This window comes from Aquitalea sp. FJL05 (genome assembly GCF_003852595.1).
In the GTDB taxonomy this organism is placed as follows: Bacteria; Pseudomonadota; Gammaproteobacteria; order Burkholderiales; family Chromobacteriaceae; genus Aquitalea; species Aquitalea aquatilis.
The window spans coordinates 38721-57245 of sequence record NZ_QAJS01000016.1 but is presented as its reverse complement, the minus strand read 5'-3'; the positions used below and the strand labels follow the sequence as shown (position 1 = coordinate 57245).

15 protein-coding genes are annotated in these 18525 nt (G+C 61.3%); 4 read left to right on the top strand and 11 right to left on the bottom strand.

Going from position 1 to position 18525, the window contains the following annotated elements; genetic code table 11:
* Positions 1 to 127: 127 nt before the first annotated feature.
* The gene (locus tag DBR44_RS14135) at positions 128 to 1006 is read right to left on the bottom strand and encodes a DMT family transporter (RefSeq protein ID WP_124644672.1); all 879 of its coding nucleotides are present in this window, start codon (positions 1004 to 1006) and stop codon (positions 128 to 130) included.
* Positions 1007 to 1248: 242 nt separating this feature from the next.
* A complete protein-coding gene (locus DBR44_RS14130) occupies positions 1249 to 1860 on the bottom strand; it encodes a short chain dehydrogenase (RefSeq protein ID WP_158613623.1) in 612 nt (203 codons plus the stop codon).
* A gap of 258 nt (positions 1861 to 2118) precedes the next feature.
* Between DBR44_RS14130 and DBR44_RS14125 the strand changes: the two genes are divergently transcribed.
* Positions 2119 to 3057: a LysR family transcriptional regulator gene (locus tag DBR44_RS14125; RefSeq protein WP_124644670.1), complete on the top strand. Its 939-nt coding sequence runs from the start codon at positions 2119 to 2121 to the stop codon at positions 3055 to 3057.
* Positions 3058 to 3180: 123 nt separating this feature from the next.
* On the top strand, positions 3181 to 4362 hold the full coding sequence (locus DBR44_RS14120; protein WP_124644669.1) for an FAD-dependent monooxygenase: 1182 nt from the start codon (positions 3181 to 3183) through the stop codon (positions 4360 to 4362).
* A 45-nt stretch (positions 4363 to 4407) separates the two neighbouring features.
* Here the strand turns inward: DBR44_RS14120 and DBR44_RS14115 are convergent, their stop codons facing one another.
* The 6 genes from DBR44_RS14115 to DBR44_RS14090 all read right to left on the bottom strand — a co-directional run bounded on the left by DBR44_RS14115 (position 4408) and on the right by DBR44_RS14090 (position 10438).
* On the bottom strand, positions 4408 to 6000 hold the full coding sequence (locus DBR44_RS14115; RefSeq protein WP_124644668.1) for a 5-guanidino-2-oxopentanoate decarboxylase: 1593 nt from the start codon (positions 5998 to 6000) through the stop codon (positions 4408 to 4410).
* A 27-nt stretch (positions 6001 to 6027) separates the two neighbouring features.
* Positions 6028 to 7212 (bottom strand): pyridoxal phosphate-dependent aminotransferase, encoded by a 1185-nt coding sequence (locus DBR44_RS14110; RefSeq protein WP_124644667.1) that lies wholly within the window; start codon positions 7210 to 7212, stop codon positions 6028 to 6030.
* A 24-nt stretch (positions 7213 to 7236) separates the two neighbouring features.
* Positions 7237 to 7932 (bottom strand): ABC transporter permease, encoded by a 696-nt coding sequence (locus DBR44_RS14105; protein ID WP_124644666.1) that lies wholly within the window; start codon positions 7930 to 7932, stop codon positions 7237 to 7239.
* A 14-nt stretch (positions 7933 to 7946) separates the two neighbouring features.
* Positions 7947 to 8657 (bottom strand): ABC transporter permease, encoded by a 711-nt coding sequence (locus DBR44_RS14100; RefSeq protein WP_124644665.1) that lies wholly within the window; start codon positions 8655 to 8657, stop codon positions 7947 to 7949.
* A 79-nt stretch (positions 8658 to 8736) separates the two neighbouring features.
* On the bottom strand, positions 8737 to 9507 hold the full coding sequence (locus tag DBR44_RS14095; RefSeq protein ID WP_124644664.1) for a transporter substrate-binding domain-containing protein: 771 nt from the start codon (positions 9505 to 9507) through the stop codon (positions 8737 to 8739).
* A gap of 136 nt (positions 9508 to 9643) precedes the next feature.
* Positions 9644 to 10438 carry an ABC transporter ATP-binding protein gene (locus tag DBR44_RS14090; RefSeq protein WP_168190902.1) on the bottom strand — a complete coding sequence of 265 codons (795 nt, stop codon included), beginning with the start codon at positions 10436 to 10438 and terminating at the stop codon, positions 9644 to 9646.
* Between the two features lie 328 nt (positions 10439 to 10766).
* On the opposite strand from DBR44_RS14090, the gene DBR44_RS14085 reads away from it, so the two are divergent.
* On the top strand, positions 10767 to 12197 hold the full coding sequence (locus DBR44_RS14085) for a sigma-54-dependent Fis family transcriptional regulator (RefSeq protein WP_124644662.1): 1431 nt from the start codon (positions 10767 to 10769) through the stop codon (positions 12195 to 12197).
* Positions 12198 to 12272: 75 nt separating this feature from the next.
* On the opposite strand, the gene DBR44_RS14080 is transcribed toward DBR44_RS14085, so the two are convergent.
* The 3 genes from DBR44_RS14080 to ppsA form a co-directional block, all read right to left on the bottom strand.
* Entirely contained in the window at positions 12273 to 13223 is a 951-nt protein-coding gene (locus DBR44_RS14080) for a PDR/VanB family oxidoreductase (RefSeq protein ID WP_124644661.1), read from the bottom strand.
* Between the two features lie 25 nt (positions 13224 to 13248).
* Positions 13249 to 14373 (bottom strand): aromatic ring-hydroxylating dioxygenase subunit alpha, encoded by a 1125-nt coding sequence (locus tag DBR44_RS14075; RefSeq protein WP_124644660.1) that lies wholly within the window; start codon positions 14371 to 14373, stop codon positions 13249 to 13251.
* 428 nt (positions 14374 to 14801) lie between these two features.
* Positions 14802 to 17189, bottom strand: coding sequence for a phosphoenolpyruvate synthase (gene ppsA / locus DBR44_RS14070; protein WP_124644659.1), 2388 nt, complete (start codon positions 17187 to 17189; stop codon positions 14802 to 14804).
* A 322-nt stretch (positions 17190 to 17511) separates the two neighbouring features.
* Here ppsA and DBR44_RS14065 point away from each other — a divergent pair, with 322 nt between their 5' ends.
* Entirely contained in the window at positions 17512 to 18333 is an 822-nt protein-coding gene (locus DBR44_RS14065; RefSeq protein WP_059286739.1) for a pyruvate, water dikinase regulatory protein, read from the top strand.
* Positions 18334 to 18525: the final 192 nt, after the last annotated feature.

Here is an 18525-nt window from a genome sequence, read left to right as displayed (position 1 = left end):
GCACCGGGCCTGTCCGGCCGCATCCTGCCCTGTTTTGCCGGCCTTAGCAAAATACAATGCTGCCGGTATACAGACAATAAAGACAGTATCGGTCAGATTTGCCAAAACTGTATGGCGCACCAGCCAATCAGGCGGACGAGGGCGAAGGCTTGTGCTGCCCCAGCACGACCCCGCCCAGCACCAGCAGGCAGGCCAGCCACTGGCTGCCCACCAGCGTTTCGTCCAGCAACAGCCAGGCCAGCAGCACGGTAAACAAGGGAATCAGATTGATAAAGGCCGAGGCGTGCGCCACCGGCATCTTGCTGACCGCCCAGGTATACAGGCCGTAAGCCCCCAGGGTGACGCAGGCCCCCAGATAGAGTACCAGCAGGCTGGGTAACAGTGGGAAGTGTGCCGGCCACTGCGCCCACGGGGTGAGCAAGGCCGCGCCGAACCAGATGCTGCCCAGCACGGTCTGCATGCCGGTGATGGCCAGGGCCGAATAGCGGCGCGACAGCCGCTTGGCAATCAGCACATAACAGGTGGCGCACAGCATGGCGCAGAACTCCAGCAGATTGCCCAGCGCCGGGTGCGGGGCCTGGGCCGACGCCTGGCCGTCCAGCGTCAGCCACAGCACACCGGCAAACGACACCGCCAGCCCCAGCCAGCTGCGTGACGTCATTTTTTCGCGCAGGAACAACATGGCTCCCACGCCACTGAGCAGCGGCAGCGTGGCGGTAATCACCGAGGCCTGCGAGGCCGAGGTATTCACCAGCGCCTGCGCCTCGAACAGAAAATACAGACAGGGTTCGGCCAGGCCCATGGCCAGCATCCAGCGCCAGTCACCGCGCTGATAACGCCAGCGCTCGCCACGCTGCCACAACATGGGCAACAGGCAACAGCTGGCGATGATCATGCGGGCAAACAGCACCGCCAGCGGGTCGAATACGGCAAACACGATCTTGAGCGCAATAAAGGCGCTGGCCCACAACAACATGGCAGTACTAAGCGCAAAGGCGGGCAACATGGGTTATCCATCACAAATTATTGACAACCCCTTCTCGCTTTCAGAAAGGAAAGCGAGGTGCCCTTCTTCAATTGGCAAGGCCAGGGCGGGGGAAGGGAAATAAATGGGAAGGCTGCGGAAGCAATAACGTAGTCGAAAGGCCCGGCTTTGCCGGGTCCAGTGCAATCGCACCAAATAACTTTGTCAGCAGCCTTAACCGCCGGCGGCAATCGCCAGCGGCGGTCATTTTCCCATATCCCGTCCTAGCGCGTGACTTCGGCAAAAACTTCCAGCACCTTGCCGGTCAGGGGCTGGCTCAGGGCGCGCAGATAATTCTGGGCAATCTGTTCGCTGCTGATCGGCATGAAACCGGCAAAAGCCTCGGCTCCGCGTTCATCCCCCGCCACCGGGCCGGGGCTGACCAGATTCACCCGCGCCTGACCCCACAACTCCTGTGCCGCCGAGCGCACAAAGGCCGACAGCGCACCATTGACCAGGCTGGCGCAACTGCCACCGCTGATATGTTCGCGCTCCAGCAGGCCGGAAGTCAGCACGAACACCGCACCGGGTTTCAGGTGGCGCGCGCCAATCTGCACCAGCCGCACCTGCCCCATCAGCTTGTGATCCAGCCCCCCCTGCCAGTCGGCCTCGCTCAACTGCTGCAGCGGCTTGAACGGCACATGGCCGGCCGTCACCACTACCACATCCAGATCAGGGTGCGCCTGATACATGGCCTCGATGCTGGCCGGGTCCGTCATGTCCACCTGCACATCGCCGCCGTTGCGACCACCCACCAACACCTGATGCTGTGCCGACAGCAGCGCCACCACGGCGCTACCGATCACGCCGCGTCCACCAATGACCAGTACTTTCATTGTCTTGCCTTTCATGATTTGTCTATCGTTCTAAAAAACGCTCCAATCAATCATACACAGGACAAATTTGCAGATTAACCCCAATAAAAAATCTTCAATGTTCAATAAAAAGAACAATCAAGATATGGACTACCACGCAACCGCGCGGCCCACACCCTCGGAAAATTCTTACTACTGTTCAAAAAACAGGACTATTCCTATGCTAATATCCTGTCAAAAGCGCGCAAACCCGCCGGCTCACCCACCCACTGTTCTGCCATGAAAACAAGCCCGATTCCCTCGCCCGATGCCTTGCTGGCCTTTGATGCCCTGGCCCGCAAAGGCAGTTTTACCGCCGCAGCCGATGATATCGGCTGCGCCAAAAGCCGCATCAGCCAGCTGGTAAAAGAGCTGGAACAAGGTTTGGGTACGGTGCTGGTGCTGCGCAATACCCGCCGTGTGGCGCTGACCGAAACCGGCCGCCGCCTGGCCGAGCATGCCCGCCAGCTGCGTGAAATGCTGGAACAGGTGGGGCCGGACATCGAACAGGCCCAGGGCTTGATCGAAGGGCCGCTGCGCATCAGCGCCACCGCCTCGTTTGCCCAGTATCTGCTGGCCCCCATGCTGTCCGAGCTGGCAGCCTGCCATCCGGATCTGGAGCTGGAACTGCGCGCCGAAAACCGCCTGCAAGACCCGATCAACGACGGCGTGGACTTCTGCATCCGCTCGCGCAATGTGCACGACGACCGGCTGGTGGCCAAGCCACTGGGCTTTGTCTGGGAAGCGCCCTACGCTTCGCCCGACTACCTGGCCAAGGCCCCGCCGCTGAACAGCCCAGATGATCTGTGCCGGCACCGCATCCTGCTCAACAGCCACCATGTATACGGACGGGAATGGCGGCTGGAAAAAGACGGCGAGCTCAAAAGCATCACCACCCGCCCCATGCTGGTCTGCGACCAGTACGCCTCGCTGATTTCCGGGCTGATCGCCGGCCACGGCGTCGCCCTGCTGCCGCACTATGTGGCCAGCCATTACCTGGACAGCGGCCATCTGGTGCGGGTATTGCCCGGCTGGCAAGGCGGCAGCTGGCCGGTGTATCTGGTGTTTCCCTACCGCCAGCCACTGCCGAAAAAATACGAGGCCTTCATCCAGCACGTCACCCCGCGCCTGCGCGCCGTACTGGAAGAACGACCGCTGTATTCGGGCGAAAAACCCTGAAACAGGCCACGCCGGCTGGCATAGCCTTGATCCAGACCAAAGCGGCCGGCGACGGGCTTTGCCACAATCGCGCGTCATCAGTGCAACGAGAATCAGGCGCAAGCGCGCCCAATGAGGCTGGCAATGGAATACGTGGATATTTTGATCGTGGGCGGCGGCATGGTGGGCAGCGCCCTGGCCTCCGCCCTCAGTGGCAAGGGCCTGAGCATCACCGTGCTGGAACAGGCTGCACCGCAGCCATTCGATCCGGCACAAGCCCCGGACCTGCGGGTTTCGGCCATCAGCCCGGCGTCGGCCAGCCTGCTGGACGGGCTGGGTGCCTGGCAACGCATCCTCGCCATGCGCGCCGCGCCTTACCGCCGCATGCAGGTGTGGGAAGACCAGGAAAGCAACGGCACCCTGTTTGATGCCGCCGAAGCGGGCGTGGACGCACTGGGCCACATCGTGGAAAACCGCATCGTACAACTGGCCACCACCGCCTGCCTGCAGGAAAAAGACGATATCCGTTACCTGTGCCCGGCGCGCATCACCAACATTGTCTACGAGCCCAAGGCCTCGCGCGTCACTCTGGAAGATGGCAGCGTGCTGGTCGCCCGCCTGCTGGTGGCAGCCGACGGTGCCCGCTCACAAGTACGCGATGCAGCCGGCATCGGCATTACCAGCTGGGACTACCCCATGCATGCCCTGGTGGCCAGCTGCGAAATGGATTATGGCCAGCAGGACATCACCTGGCAGCGTTTCACCGCCACCGGCCCGCAAGCCTTCCTGCCGCTCACCGGCAACCACGCTTCACTGGTGTGGTACAACACGCCAACCGAGGTCAAACGCCTGCTGACACTGAGCGATGAAGCACTGGTGTCGGCCTTTTGCGCCAACTTCCCGCAGAAGCTGGGCGGCATCCGCCAGCTGCTGGCACGCGGCTCCTTCGCCCTCACCCGCCGCCATGCCGCCTGCTATGTAAAAGACGGCGTGGTCCTGGCCGGCGATGCCGCCCATACCATCCATCCGCTGGCGGGTCAGGGGGTGAATCTGGGCTTTCAGGATGTGGCGGTACTCGCAGAAGTCATCGGCCACGCCGTCAGCGAGGGTCGCGACTTCGCCGATGCCAGCGTACTCAAGAGTTACGAGCGCCGCCGCAAACCGGCCAATCTGGCGATGCAGACCAGCATGGATGCCTTCTGCTATGGTTTCGCCAACAATATCGGCCCGCTCAAGGCCGCCCGCAAGCTGGGACTGAAACTGGCCGACAAGGCCGGCCCGCTCAAGCGCGAAGTCATCCGCTACGCGCTGGGGCTGCCGCGCTGAGCACGGTGGTGGCCGTGCGGCCACCACTCTTGCCTTCTCCTGCGGCTAGACCTCGTACAGCTCGATCAGCGTCGGCTGCCGGCGTTCACAGGCGGCCTGCACCAGTGGTGCCAGCGCCTCGCTTGCTGACAGACGGTGTGCCTGCCAGCCATAGCTGCGCGCCAGCGCGACGAAGTCCGGATTGTGCAGATCCACGCCCAGCGGCGCGACTTCAACAGCCTGCATGGCAGCCTTGATCTCGCCGTAGCCGCCATTGTTCAGCAACACCAGCACCACGCAGGCCTCGCACTCCAGCACGCTGCCCAGTTCGGCCAGGGTGAACTGAAAACCACCGTCGCCCGCCAGGCAGATGACCGGCTCGCCACTGGCCAGCGCCGCACCAAGCGCCGCCGGCAGACCATAACCCAGCGCGCCGAAGCCCACCGAGGCATTGAACCAGCGCTGCACCGCCGGCGCGGCATAGCCCATATTGCCGGCATACACCTGACGGGTGGAGTCGCCCACCAGCAGCGCCTGTGGCACCGCATCGCGCAGCTGCTGCAGCAAGGCGATATCCTGCTGCATGCCGGCGGGCAGCTCTTGCCAGGCCGCCTGCGCCGTCTGCTGCACCCGTCCCGCCTCCCAGCAGGAAGCCGCTGGCGCAGCCGGCCACTGCGCCAGCAACTGCTGCAAGCTGGCCGCGCAGTCGCCCAGCAGGGGCAGATCGGCTGCGCGGTTGCGGAACAGTTGCTGCGCATCGATATCCAGCCGGATCAATACGCCGGGAATGGCAAAGCCACCATCGACATAGGCGTCGTAATCGGTCTGGCCCAGTTCGGTGCCCAGCGCCAGCACCACATCGCTGTCGCGCATCAGCTGCCGCGCCGCCTGGCTGGAGGCGCTGCAGGACAAGCCCAGCGGGTGCTCCGGCGGCAGCACGCCACGGGCATTGATGGTCATCAGCGTCGGCGCCTGCAGGCGCTCGGCCAGTTGGCGGATTTCCGCTGCCGCTGCCACGGCCCCGCCACCCACCAGCAACAGCGGACGGCGTGCGCCATGCAGTAGCTGGGCCGCCTGCGCCAGTGCCGCCGCCTCGGCCACACTGCGCCGCAGCCGTGGCAGCCGGGCGGGTACCGCCGGCAGCCCATCGGCGGCAGCCGACATCAGGTCGAGCGGAATCTCGATATGCACCGGCCTTGGCCGTGCACCATCGAACACGGCAAAGGCGCGTGCCAGCACCTGTGGCAATTCTTGCGGGCGGGTAATGGTGTGGCTGAAGGCGCTAACCTGGCTGGCCAGTGCCTGCTGATTTGGTAGCTCGTGCAAATGGCCATTGCCCGAGCCCAGCTTGCCCAGTGCGTTGACACCGGAAATCACCAGCATGGGAATGGAGTCGGCATAAGCCTGCCCCATGGCGGTCAGGATATTGGTCAGGCCGGGGCCGGTAATCACCAGACATACCCCCGGCTTGCCACTGACACGCGCATAGCCATCGGCCATGAAGCCCAGGCTCTGTTCGTGTCGCGCCGTCACATGGCGGATAGGGCTGTCCGCCAGCCCGCGATACAGCTCCACGGTGTGCACGCCGGGAATGCCGAATACCGTGTCCACCCCATAGCCGGCCAATAATTCGGTCAGGTATACACCTACTGTTTTCATGCTTGCATGCTCCGCACTCACTAACGTTCAGGCCGGCTGCGCTTGCAGGCTGGCAACAAAGCTGGCAATCCGGCGGCAGGCTTCCGCCAGCCTGGCCTCGTCCAGCACAAAGCCCAGCCGCAGAAAGCCGCTGGCGATATCACCGAAAGCGCTGGCATCCAGCACCGCCACTCCGGTCTGACGGAACAAGCGCCAGGCAAAGTCATCGGCGGCCAGGCCGCTGTCACGCACGTCGATCAGCATGAACATGCCGGCCTCGGGCAATTGACAGCGCAGGCCGGGAATATTGCTCAGCAGCTGATAGCAGACGTCGCGGCGGCGGCGATAGGTTTCGCGCATGGCCGGCACGATGCTGTCACGCTGCTGCACCGCCAGTAGTGCGGCCTCCTGGATGAAGCCCGGCAGGCCATACAGCATGCACAGTGCCAGCCGGCCCAGATGACCGACCAGCTCGGCCGGGGCCACCACCCAGCCCATGCGCCAGCCGGCCATGGCATGAGATTTGGACAGGCTGCCAATGGTGACGGTGCGCTCGGCCATGCCAGGCAGGCTGACCATGCTCAGATGTGGCTGCTCGAAGGTCAGGCCGGCATACACCTCGTCCGACACCACCCACAGGTCGTGCTGCTGTGCCAGCGCGGCTACTTCTGCCAGCTCGTCCCGGCTCATCACCGCCCCGCTGGGATTGTTTGGCGTGGCAAGGAAAATGGCGCGGGTACGCGGGGTGATGGCCGCTGCCAGCGCGCCGGGGCGCAGATGAAAGCCACGCTCCACATCGACCGGCACCGGCACCAGCGCTGCGCCGCTGGCGCGGATGCTGGCCTCATACGTCAGATACATCGGTTCGGGCACCAGCACCTCGTCGCCGGGCTGGCACAGGCAGAGCGCCACGGCAAACAAGCCGTTTTGCGCACCGGCCACCACGATGACCTGGTCCTCGCTCACCATCTGCCCGGTTTGCTCGCTGTGCATGGTCGCCAGTGCCTGCCGCAGGGCCGGCCTGCCGCTGACATCGCTGTAGTGGGTATCCCCCGCCAGCAAGGCGCTGACGGCTCGTTCGCTGATGCTGGCCGGGGTGGCAAAGTCCGGGTCGCCCACACTGAGGATGAATACCTCTTCGCCACGCGCCTCGGCCTGCTGGGCCGCATAGTGGATTTGCCAGGCGTCGGTGCGTTTGCCGGCCAGCCGGTCTACCAGACTGGAATAATGCATGCTGCACTCCTTGAACTAGATGGGCTAGAAAGCATTCCGGACTGGCAGACGCATCTCCAGCCGCTTGAACAGTCGCTCGATCAGCATGGCCAGCAGCAGATAGATCAGCGCCATGACCAGCAGGGGTTCATACGTGAGGAAGGTTTGATTGCGAATCAGGTTGGCCACGCCCAGCGCGTCCATCACCGCCACGGTGGAAGCCAGCGCAGTGGACTTGAGCAACATCACCGATTCGCCAGCCAGCGTGGGCAGCAGGATGAAGATGGCACGCGGCAGCCAGATGCGGCGGATCATCAGCAAACGCGGCATGCCCAGCGCCCGTGCGGCCTCCAGCTCGCCCTTGGGCACGCCACGCAAACCACCTTTGATCACCTCGCCGACATAGCCGGCCACGCTCAGCATCAGTGCCAGCGCCACATACCAGAAGCCTTCGCGCAGATAGGGCCACAGCCAGCTGTCGCGCAGCAGCGGAAAGCTGACAAACAGGCTGCCCAGGCCGTAATACATCACGTAAATCTGCACCAGCAAGGGCGTGCCGCGAATCAGATTGGTAAAAGACAGGCTGAGCCAGGCAATGAAAGGCTGGCGCGACAGCCGGCCAAAGCCCACCAGCACCGCCAGCGCAAAACCCAGCGTCCCGGCAATCAGCAACAGCTGCAGCGTGGTCATCACCCCCAGCGCCATCATCCGGCCATACTCTCCCAGCCATTCGAAATTCATGGTGTGCTCCCCGTTCAGTGCGCTGGCATCCAGCGGCTGATGCGCCGGTCAAACCGGCTGAACAGCAGGTTGGACAACAGGGTGATCAGCAGATACACCGCAGCCACCGCCAGATAAAACAGCAAATATTCGCGGGTGGAGCCAGCTGCCTGCTTGGTGGTGAACAGCAGCTCGTTGTAACCCACCACGCTGATCAGGGCGCTATCCTTGATCAGGATCAGCCACAGATTGGACAGCCCACCCAGCGCGTAGGGCAGCATTTCCGGCAGGACAATGCGCTGCACGATCATGCGGCGCGGACAGCCAAAGGCACGCGCGGCCTCCAGATGCCCGGTGGGGATGGACTGCACGGCGCCACGGATGATCTCGGCGGCGTAGGCGCCCTGCACAATGCCCAGCACCACCACGGCGGCCATGAAGCCGTTGATGGGGGCCGGCCCCTGGTCCAGCTGCGCCAGCACCCAGTTGATCAGGTCGCCACCGGCGTAATACAGCAGCAAAATCAGCAGCAGCTCCGGCACCGCCCGGCACACCGTGGTGTAGGCATTGGCCAGCCGCAGCAGCAGCCCGTGGCGCGTCATCTTGATCATGGCCACCAGCAGGCCGATGAACAGCCCTACCGAAAAAGCGCCCAGTGAAATCTGCAGCGTCACCAGCGCGCCCTGCAGCAAGGCACTGCCCCAGTCCAGCACCACGGCGTCGAATGCCTTGGTCAACCATTCCATGCCATTTCCTCTCTGAATAAGACCAGCTCGCCCTTGTCGCCAGCAGGGTGGCCAAGGCAGCCCCCTGCCCTGCGCCGGCTTATTTGACGGAAATGTCTACCTTGAAATATTTCTTCTGGATGGCGTTGAAGCTGCCGTCCTGGCGCAGCTTGAGGATGGCATCGTCAAACTTGCGCTTGAGCGCGACATCGCTCTTGCGCAAACCCGCCCCCACGCCGGGGCCGAAAATGGGGTCACGCGGAGCCATGCCCTTGGACTCCAGCGCGCCACCGTCCTTGCTCTTGAGGAAATCGCTGGCTGCCAGCGCGTCCAGCAGCATCACATCCACCCGGCCGGCCGCCATGTCGGCATTCAGCTCGTCCTGGGTGTTGTAATACTTGATGCTGGCGACCTGGCCATAACGCTTCTTGATGTAGTCGGCATTGACGGTGGACGACTGCACGCCGATCACCTTGCCCTTCAGCCCTTCTGGCGTCAGGGTCAGCTTGCTGCCCTTGGGAGCCACGTATTCGGCGTCGGTGTAGTAATAAGGCTTGCTGAAGGCAATGACCTTTTCCCGCTCCGGGGTAATCGACATGGAATTGAAGATCACGTCGATCTTCTTGCTGTTGAGCGAGGGGATGATGCCGTCCCAGGCTACCTCGGTGATCTGGCACCTTTCCTTGATTTCCTGGCAGATGCGCTGCACCAGCTCGACTTCAAAGCCGCTCCACTGGCCGGAGCTTTGCTTGATGGAAAATGGCGGATAAGGCTCGGCAGCAATGCCCACCTTCAGCGGGGCGGCCAGTGCGGCACCGGCCAGCAGGCTACAGGACAAGGCAAGGCAAATACGCAGCATTCTGGTTTTCATGTCTATCTCTCCATAAGGTGGGTGAAGCGATGCGGACGGGTACGGCCAACAGCAGAAATGCGTGATCAATACAGCACGCCTGGCACGCTGCCACCTTGTGCCGGTGGCTGGCCTTGCCAAAGCGCGCCATGCGCAGTCAGGCACGGCAGAACTGTGCATTGACAAACTGGCGGCAGCGCTCGCTGCCGGGGTTTTCAAACACCTGCCGTGCCGTACCGGCTTCTTCGATACAGCCCTGGTGCAGAAACATCACCTTGCTGGACACATCGCGGGCAAAAGCCATCTCGTGGGTGACCAGCACCATGGTGCAGCCATCCTGTGCCAGATCGCGGATCACCTTGAGCACCTCGCCCACCAGCTCCGGGTCCAGTGCCGAGGTGGGCTCGTCAAACAGCATGACCGAGGGCCGCGTTGCCAGCGCGCGGGCAATCGCTACCCGCTGTTGCTGGCCGCCAGACAAAAAAGCCGGGTAACTGTGGCGCTTCTCCGCCATGCCCACCTTGGCCAGCAGGGCTTCGGCCAGGGCAATGGCCTCGGCACGCGGCTGGTGCAGCACGCGAATCGGCACCTCGATCAGGTTTTCCAGCACGGTCATGTGCGGCCATAGATTGAAGCTCTGAAACACCATGCCCAACCGGGTACGCATGCGGTCCACCTGGGGCGGATTGGCCAGCACGGTCTGGCCATGGCGATTGGTCTTGAGGGCGACCTCTTCGCCGGCAATCAGCACCTGGCCGCTATCGGGAACCTCCAGCATGTTCATGCAGCGCAGCAAGGTGCTCTTGCCGGAACCGCTGGCACCGATCAGCGACACCACGTCGCCGGACTGCGCGGTAAAGGACACGCCCTTGAGTACTTCCTGCGTGCCAAATCGCTTGCGCAGATTGCGGATGTCGATAATGGGCGCGGCAGCGGCCGCAGCCTGGGGCATGAAGGTATCGGACAAGCTGGCTCTCCCCTGAGTGAACAGCAGCACGGTGTAGGCCGTGGCGCTGCATGGTGGCATGCACTGCATTCAGCACATTTCATGCCACCCTGACCAGCAAAGAAAAATCAATAAAAACAATATATTAAGATTACAAGTTCTTGCTGATTTCCTGCATTTACGTGAATAGTTGCGAAACTGCCAGAAATTCAGCAGCCCGGTATGGCCAACAGGAGGGATCAGGCTAGCCGCGTGGCGTACAGATTGCCCCAAGCAGGGAAAGACGTGGTATCAATAGGCAAAACAAGAAGAAGTCACATCGGAGGAGGAGTTCATGGACAGCCAACTGGCGTCTGCCATTTCCATTTTCATGGAATTTCTGGACGCACTACCCCAGCCGGTCGCCATCGTCGATGCGGCGGGCAACTATGTGTATTACAACGAAGAAAGCGCCCACATCGACGATTACCAGGCGGCCCACGCCCTGGGTCACCCGGTGTTGCAGATCTACCCGCAACTGAACCAGCACAGCAGTACCCTGTTGCAGGCTGCGTTCAAGGGCAAGCGCTATCACAACCAGTATCAGCTGTACTACAACCCCGGCGGCAATCCGGTGCACCAGGTGCATACCACCCTGCCATTGCAGAACAACGACGGTGACATCATCGGTGCCATCGAGATTTCCCGTGACCTGTCGGTCATCAACCACCTGCACGAGCAGTTCATCGACTTGCAGCAAAAGTTGCACGGCCAGCAGCCGCCAGCGGATGACGGCATCGTCACCTGTGAGCCGGACATGCAGAAGCTGATTCACCAGGCGCAACGGCTGGCCAAGACCGATGTGCAGGTACTGATCTATGGTGAAACCGGCACCGGCAAGGAGCTGTTCGCCCGGCTGCTGCACACCCACAGCGAACGCGCACGCCAGCCCTTCCTGGTACTCAACTGCGCCGCCATGCCCGAGCCCCTGTTTGAAAGCGCCCTGTTCGGCACGGTCAAAGGTGCCTTTACCGGCGCAGAAGACCGCAAGGGCCTGCTGGAAAGCGCCCATGGCGGCACGCTGTTTCTGGACGAGCTCAATTCGATGCCGATGGCGGTGCAGGGCAAGCTGCTGCGGGCGCTGCAGGAACAAACCTTCCGCCGTGTCGGCTCCAGCCAGGAATGCCAGGTAGATGTACGCATCATCGCCGCCACCAACGAGTCGCCGCAAACCATGCTGGACAAGCAGCGCATTCGCCCCGACCTGCTGTACCGGCTGAATGTGGGCTATCTCACCATTCCGCCGCTGCGCGAGCGCAAACGCGATATCCCGCTGCTGGCACAGGCCTTTCTGGAGAAGAACGGCAAGATTACCGGCAACCGGGTCAAACGCATCAGCCCGGCCGTGCTGGAGCGGCTGCAACGCCACCGCTGGCCGGGCAATGTGCGCATGCTGGAAAACATCATCCTGCGCAGTCTGATCTTCTGTGAAAATGGCGACGAACTGGATTTCATCCTGCTGGAAGAAGACGAACAACAGCTGGAGCCCCTGGCCCCCAGCAGCACCACAACGGCGCTCCCGGCACCGCCAGCAGTGGACATTGAAGCCTCAGCCTCGCTGGAAGCCCAGGTAGCCGCCTACGAGCGCACGCTGTTGCTGCACTACCTCAAGCGCTACCCCAATCTGTCCGAAGCCGCGCGCCAGTGCGGTCTGCCACGCGCCACCCTGCAATACAAAATGAAGAAGTACGGCATCCGGCTGGCCCAGCAGGTGATCGGCGGCTGAATGCAACAGGCCGGACCTTCCCGCCAGGGAAGACACCGGCCGCACACCGTCACACCGCGCCAGGGTGTGGTGAATTTACAGATCCAGCACCAGTCGCTCGCAGGCTGCACGTGACACACAGAGCATGACCCGGTCCTGTGCTGCCTGCTCCGCCGCACTCAGATACTGGTCGCGATGCAGGGCCGTACCGGCCAGCAAACGGGTTTCACACGTGCCGCAATAGCCTTCGCGGCACAGGCTCTCCACCCGGATGACCGTTTGCCGCTGGATGGCATCCAGCATGCTTTCATCGGCAGCCACTCGCACCTCGCAGCCGGATCGTGCCAGTTGCACGACAAACGCCGATCCGGCCGGGCTATCCGGCAGCGCAAAGCGTTCGATATGCAAGCGGCCCTGCTGTGCCAAATCCTGCCCGACAGCCTCTACCTCGGCAATCAGGCGCTGCGGCCCGCAGGCATAGACATGGCTTGTGGCTCCCACACCAGCCAGCAGGGCCGCCACGTCCAGCCTTGCCCCCTGGCTGGCATCATACAGCCGCACCGAATCGCGCCCGGCCAGTTGCTCGACAAAGGCAGCCTCGGCCGCCGAGCGATAAGCGTAATGCAGCTGGAAATCCTGCTCCCGCCCACGCATGGCCGCCATATGGGCGATAAAGGGGGTAATGCCGATGCCGCCGGCAATGAACAGAAAAGATGCCGTCCCCGGCGGCAAGGCAAACAGATTGGCCGGGGTAGTGAATTCCAGCCCGGCTCCTGGCTGCAGGCCATGCAGCCAGGCCGAACCGCCACGCGCACTGGCTTCACGCTTTACCGCAATATGCAGGCTGTTGCCCTCATAGCTGGCATCCAGCAGCGAATAGGCATTGACCGGACTATCCGCGCGGCTGCCCGCCCGCAGCAGCAAGTGGCTGCCGGAGCTAAATGCGGGATAGCTCCCGTCCGCCGGCTGCAGGGTCAGCGCCCTGATATCGCGAGCCAGCGGCTGCGACGCCAGCAGGCGGCCCTTCATCCAGTGAATCTGGCTCATGCTGCCCTCCTTGTTCCGCGCGGGTTTACTGACGGTAGGATTGCGCCATCATGCGGTGGAAATAGGCGATGCCATGTTCGCTGATGCCACTGAGGCTATCGTCCACCATGATGCGCCCCTGGCCACGGTAACCGCGCGATTGCAGCCCACGCTGCACGCTTTCCACCAGCCGCAAGTCTTCTGGACGGAAGGTCTGGGTCGCCCAGGTGATGAAGTTGCGCTGCTCCGGCGTCACCTCCTTGCTGGGCATCAGCACCTCGTAGTACTGCACCGTCAGCCCCGCCGACACCGGGTATTCGTAGATCACCGTCATGGTGTCATCGCCCGGCACGACGTTGAACATGACACAGGGCCATACCCAATAGCCGCTGAAAGCCTGGTTGGCGACATCGCCATCAAAGGAATAGCCCTGGCTGGACGATTTGGAATGGCCGTGTTGCAAGGTCCAGCGGCCATGGAAGGTATGCGTGTAGCTGGCGCTGTCCACCGAGCTGGAAAAGCCCGGGTGGGCCGGTGCACAGTGGTAGCACTCCATGTAGTTGTCGACAATCACCTTCCAGTTGGCCGGCGTATCGGTAATGGTGCGCGAGGCCACCTGCAGGCTGGCCACATTGGGGCAAACGCTGTGCAGGTGTTCGGCCAGCCCGGCCAATGCCGTTTCTACTGGTTCGGCCTGCATGTCCATATTGATGAAGACAAAACCGCAGTATTCCGCGACCTGTACCGGTGTCAGCCGGTAATCTGCCTTGTCGAAATGGGCAACATGCTCGCAATTGCGCGCCACTGCCAGCTCGCCGTCCAGCTTGAAGGTCCAGGCATGATAGGGACAGCTGACGACATTCTTGGCAATGCCGCTGTCTTGCAGCAGCTCATGTCCGCGGTGCGGACAGACATTGTAGAAAGCCCGCAGCACACCATCCCGCCCGCGCACCGCCAGCAGGTTTTCTCCAGCGATACGACGTGTGACATAGGCGTTGTTTTCTGCCAGTTCGCTGCCATGGCAGAAACACAGCCAGGACTTGGCAAAAATCTGCTGCTTTTCGTAGTCGAACACCGCATCGGAGGTGTAATACCTGGCGGGAAGCGTGTAGGCATGGCTCATGTCCTGGCAGAAATCATCCGGCAAATCCATTCCGATATCGCGCTGCATCACAGTCTCCTGGGTTGGCTGGCTCAGACGACTGGCCGCCAAACGGCACCAGCTGAGCATAGGCTGTATTTAGCAGCTTGCATGCCAGCCAGAAAAAACAGCCAAGCCATTGTATTTATTGAAAATACCCTTATCGAATCAGAAGGAAATTTCAGGCAACCGCTGGAAAAACCATGAATCCGCCAGTTTTCTGGCAGCCAGAAATAGCAAAACCGGACCAGGGTCCGGTGCTGACAGGTGTGCTACGCGACGGCTTATCACGGCAAACACAACCTCGCAGAGGACCCGGGCCAAGGCCTGCCAACGCGGTCAGACTTAACCCGGCCTCAAACAACCCCGTACTTGGTGCCAGTAGTACTACATGCAGAAAACTGCATAAAAAAACCGCCCTCGAAAGGGCGGTTCTTGTGTAGCCGGCAGTTGCAGGCTTAGGCGTTCAGTTCACGGGCCAGGTACAGCCAGGTTTCCACCACGGTGTCCGGGTTGAGGGACACGGTATTGATGCCCTCTTCCACCAGCCACTTGGCAAAGTCCGGATGATCCGACGGGCCCTGACCGCAGATACCGACGTACTTGTCGGCCTTGCGGCAAGCCTGGATCGCCATGTGCAGCATGGCTTTCACGGCTTCGTTGCGCTCGTCGAAGGTGGCGGCAATCGGGCCACCGGAATCGCGGTCCACGCCCAGGGTGAGCTGGGTCATGTCGTTGGAACCGATAGAGAAGCCATCGAAGAACTGCAGGAACTTGTCGGCCAGTACGGCGTTGGTCGGCAGTTCGCACATCATGATCAGACGCAGGCCGTTTTCGCCACGCTTCAGACCATTGGCAGCCAGGATTTCCACAACCTTCTCGGCTTCAGCCAGGGTGCGAACAAACGGGATCATCACTTCCACGTTGACCAGACCCATCTCGTCGCGCACCTTCTTGATGGCGCGGCATTCCAGGTCGAAACAGTCACGGAAGGATTCAGCCACGTAGCGCGCAGCACCACGGAAACCGATCATCGGGTTTTCTTCGTGCGGTTCGTACAGCTGACCGCCGATCAGGTTGGCGTACTCGTTCGACTTGAAGTCGGACATGCGTACGATGACCTTTTTCGGGGTGAAGGCTGCGGCCAGGGTAGCAACACCCTCGGCAATCTTGTCCACGTAGAAGTCAACCGGGCTGGCGTAACCGGAAATGCGATCGCTGATGGTCGCCTTCAGGTCGGCCGGCAGGGTGTCGAATTCCAGCAGGGCTTTGGGGTGAATACCGATCTGACGGTTGATCACGAATTCCATGCGCGCCAGACCCACACCTTCGTTCGGCAGCTGCGCGAAGTCGAAAGCCAGTTCCGGGTTGCCCACGTTCATCATGATCTTGACCGGAGCGGCCGGCATCTTGTCCAGCTCGAGGTCGATGATTTCGACATCCAGCAGGCCGTCATAGATGTTGCCGGTATCGCCTTCGGCGCAGGATACGGTCACCTGCATGCCTTCACGCAGGATGTCGGTGGCGTCGCCACAACCTACCACGGCCGGGATACCCAGTTCGCGAGCGATAATCGCCGCGTGACAGGTACGACCACCACGGTTGGTCACGATGGCGGCGGCACGCTTCATCACCGGTTCCCAGTCCGGGTCGGTCATGTCGGTTACCAGTACATCACCCGCCTTGACGCGATCCATTTCGGAAGCGTCCTTGATGGTGCGCACGGTGCCCTGGCCAATCTTCTGACCAATGGCGCGGCCTTCGCACAGCACGGTGGACTTGCTGTTCAGGCGGTAGCGACGCAGCGTGTCCTTGCGGTCTTCCTGCGACTTCACGGTTTCCGGACGGGCTTGCAGGATGTACAGCTTGCCGTCTTCGCCGTCACGGCCCCATTCGATATCCATCGGACGGGCGTAGTGCTTCTCGATGATCAGCGCGTATTCAGCCAGTTCCGCCACTTCCGCGTCGGTAATGGAGAATTGCTTGCGCTGTTCCGCCGCTACATCCACGGTCTTGACCGAACGGCCAGCCTGGGAAGCATCGGTGAATTCCATCTTGATCAGCTTGGAACCCATGTTCTTGCGCAGCACAGCCGGACGACCTGCCTTCAGGGTCGGCTTGTGTACGTAGAACTCGTCGGGGTTAACCGCACCTTGCACCACGGTTTCGCCCAAACCATAAGAAGCGGTGATGAACACCACGTCTTCGAAGCCGGATTCGGTGTCGATGGTAAACATCACACCGGCGGCGCCGAGGTCGGAACGCACCATGCGTTGTACACCAGCAGACAGCGCCACAACATCGTGGGCAAAGCCTTTGTGTACACGGTAGGAAATGGCGCGATCGTTATACAGAGAAGCAAAAACGTGCTTCATCGCATCCTTGACGTTTTCAAGGCCACGAATGTTCAGGAAGGTTTCTTGCTGGCCTGCGAACGAGGCATCGGGGAGATCTTCTGCGGTTGCAGAAGAACGGACTGCTACGGAAATATCGGCACCACCGGCATCGGCTACCATCTTGTCCCAGGCAGTCTTGATATCTTCATCAAGCTTGGCCGGGAAAGGAGTATCGATGATCCACTGGCGAATTTCCTTGCCGACTCGCGCCAACTCGGTCACGTCGTCGATGTCCAGATTGGACAGCGCGGCGCTGATCTTGTCAGCCAAGCCATTGTGCTGGAGGAAATCTCGGTAGGCATCCGCGGTAGTAGCAAAACCACCGGGGACTCGGACGCCCGAGCCTGCCAGCTGACTGATCATTTCACCCAGGGAGGCGTTCTTGCCGCCTACCTGTTCAACGTCAGTCATGCGCAGCTTCTCGAACCAGATGACGTAGTTCTCTGCCATCACTTCACTTCCTGTGTTGGATTGGACGGATAGAAAACCCGCATTCTAGCCGAATACCACAGGACTTGCGTAGCCCATTTTGCAGCGCACAACACTAGGGTTTGCCCCATATCAATGCAAACCACGCCCGAGGATGGTGAGTGTAAGGGCGTTTCTTTGCCAATTTGTGACCGCGATGTAGTGTGGCAACTACAACAAAAGCCATAGCAGGGGCGGATCATGGCCAATTCATGCCACCACCCTCACCGCTGCCGTACAGTCGGCGGGCAGGGGTATAATCCCTCTCAACTATTTTCTTATCGATTTCGAAACAGGTGCATCCATGCCACACCGTCGCTCCGCCTTTTTCATCTCCGACCGCACCGGCATCACTGCCGAATCGCTGGGTAATACCCTGTTGACCCAGTTCGACACACTGGAATTCAAGCGCGAGGCCATCCCTTTCATTGATACCGTGGAAAAGGCGCAGGTGGTGGTACACCACATTCGCGCCGTGGCCGAAGCCGATCACCTGAAGCCGCTGGTCTTCACCAGCATCGTCAATCCGGAAGTACGCCAGGTGCTGCATATCGACAATGCACTGGTGGTGGATTTCTTCGATACCTTCATCGGCGAACTGGAAGCCGAACTGGGCCAGAAGGCCTCGCTGACGCTGGGCAAGGCCCATGGCGTGGGCAGTGAGGAGAAATACGACCACCGCATCGAAGCGGTCAATTTCTCGCTCAATCACGATGACGGCGTAAAACTGAAAGACCTGGCCGAGGCCGACGTCATCCTGGTTGGCGTCTCACGCTCGGGTAAAACCCCGACCTGCCTGTATCTGGCACTGCAATACGGCATCAAGGCCGCCAACTACCCGCTCACCCCGGAAGACCTGGACAGCCCCACCCTGCCCAAGATGTTGCTGCCCTACCGCAACAAGATGTTCGGCCTGACCATCGACCCGGCGCGCCTGCACCATATCCGCCAGGAGCGCCGCCCGGACTCCAAATACGCCAGCCTAGACAACTGTCACTTCGAAGTGAACGAAGCCGAATCGATGTTCCGCTTCCACGGCGTGCCGTTTATCAGCACCACCCACAAGTCCATCGAAGAAATTGCCACCACCATCATGCATAAGGCCACCTTGTCGCGTCGTTTCTAAGAGCCGCTAACAAAAACCCTGCTGCTGCGTTGCGCCTCCTTGCCGTACTCTTTGTACTGTCTGCGTCGGCGCGCCTTGCCCCAGGGACGCTACGCTATTTTGTTAGCCGCTCTAAGCCGCGCCACCGGCCGGCAAGCGAAAAAGGAAGGCTGTCGCGCCTTCCTTTTTTACGCCCCCAGCCCCATCAACATA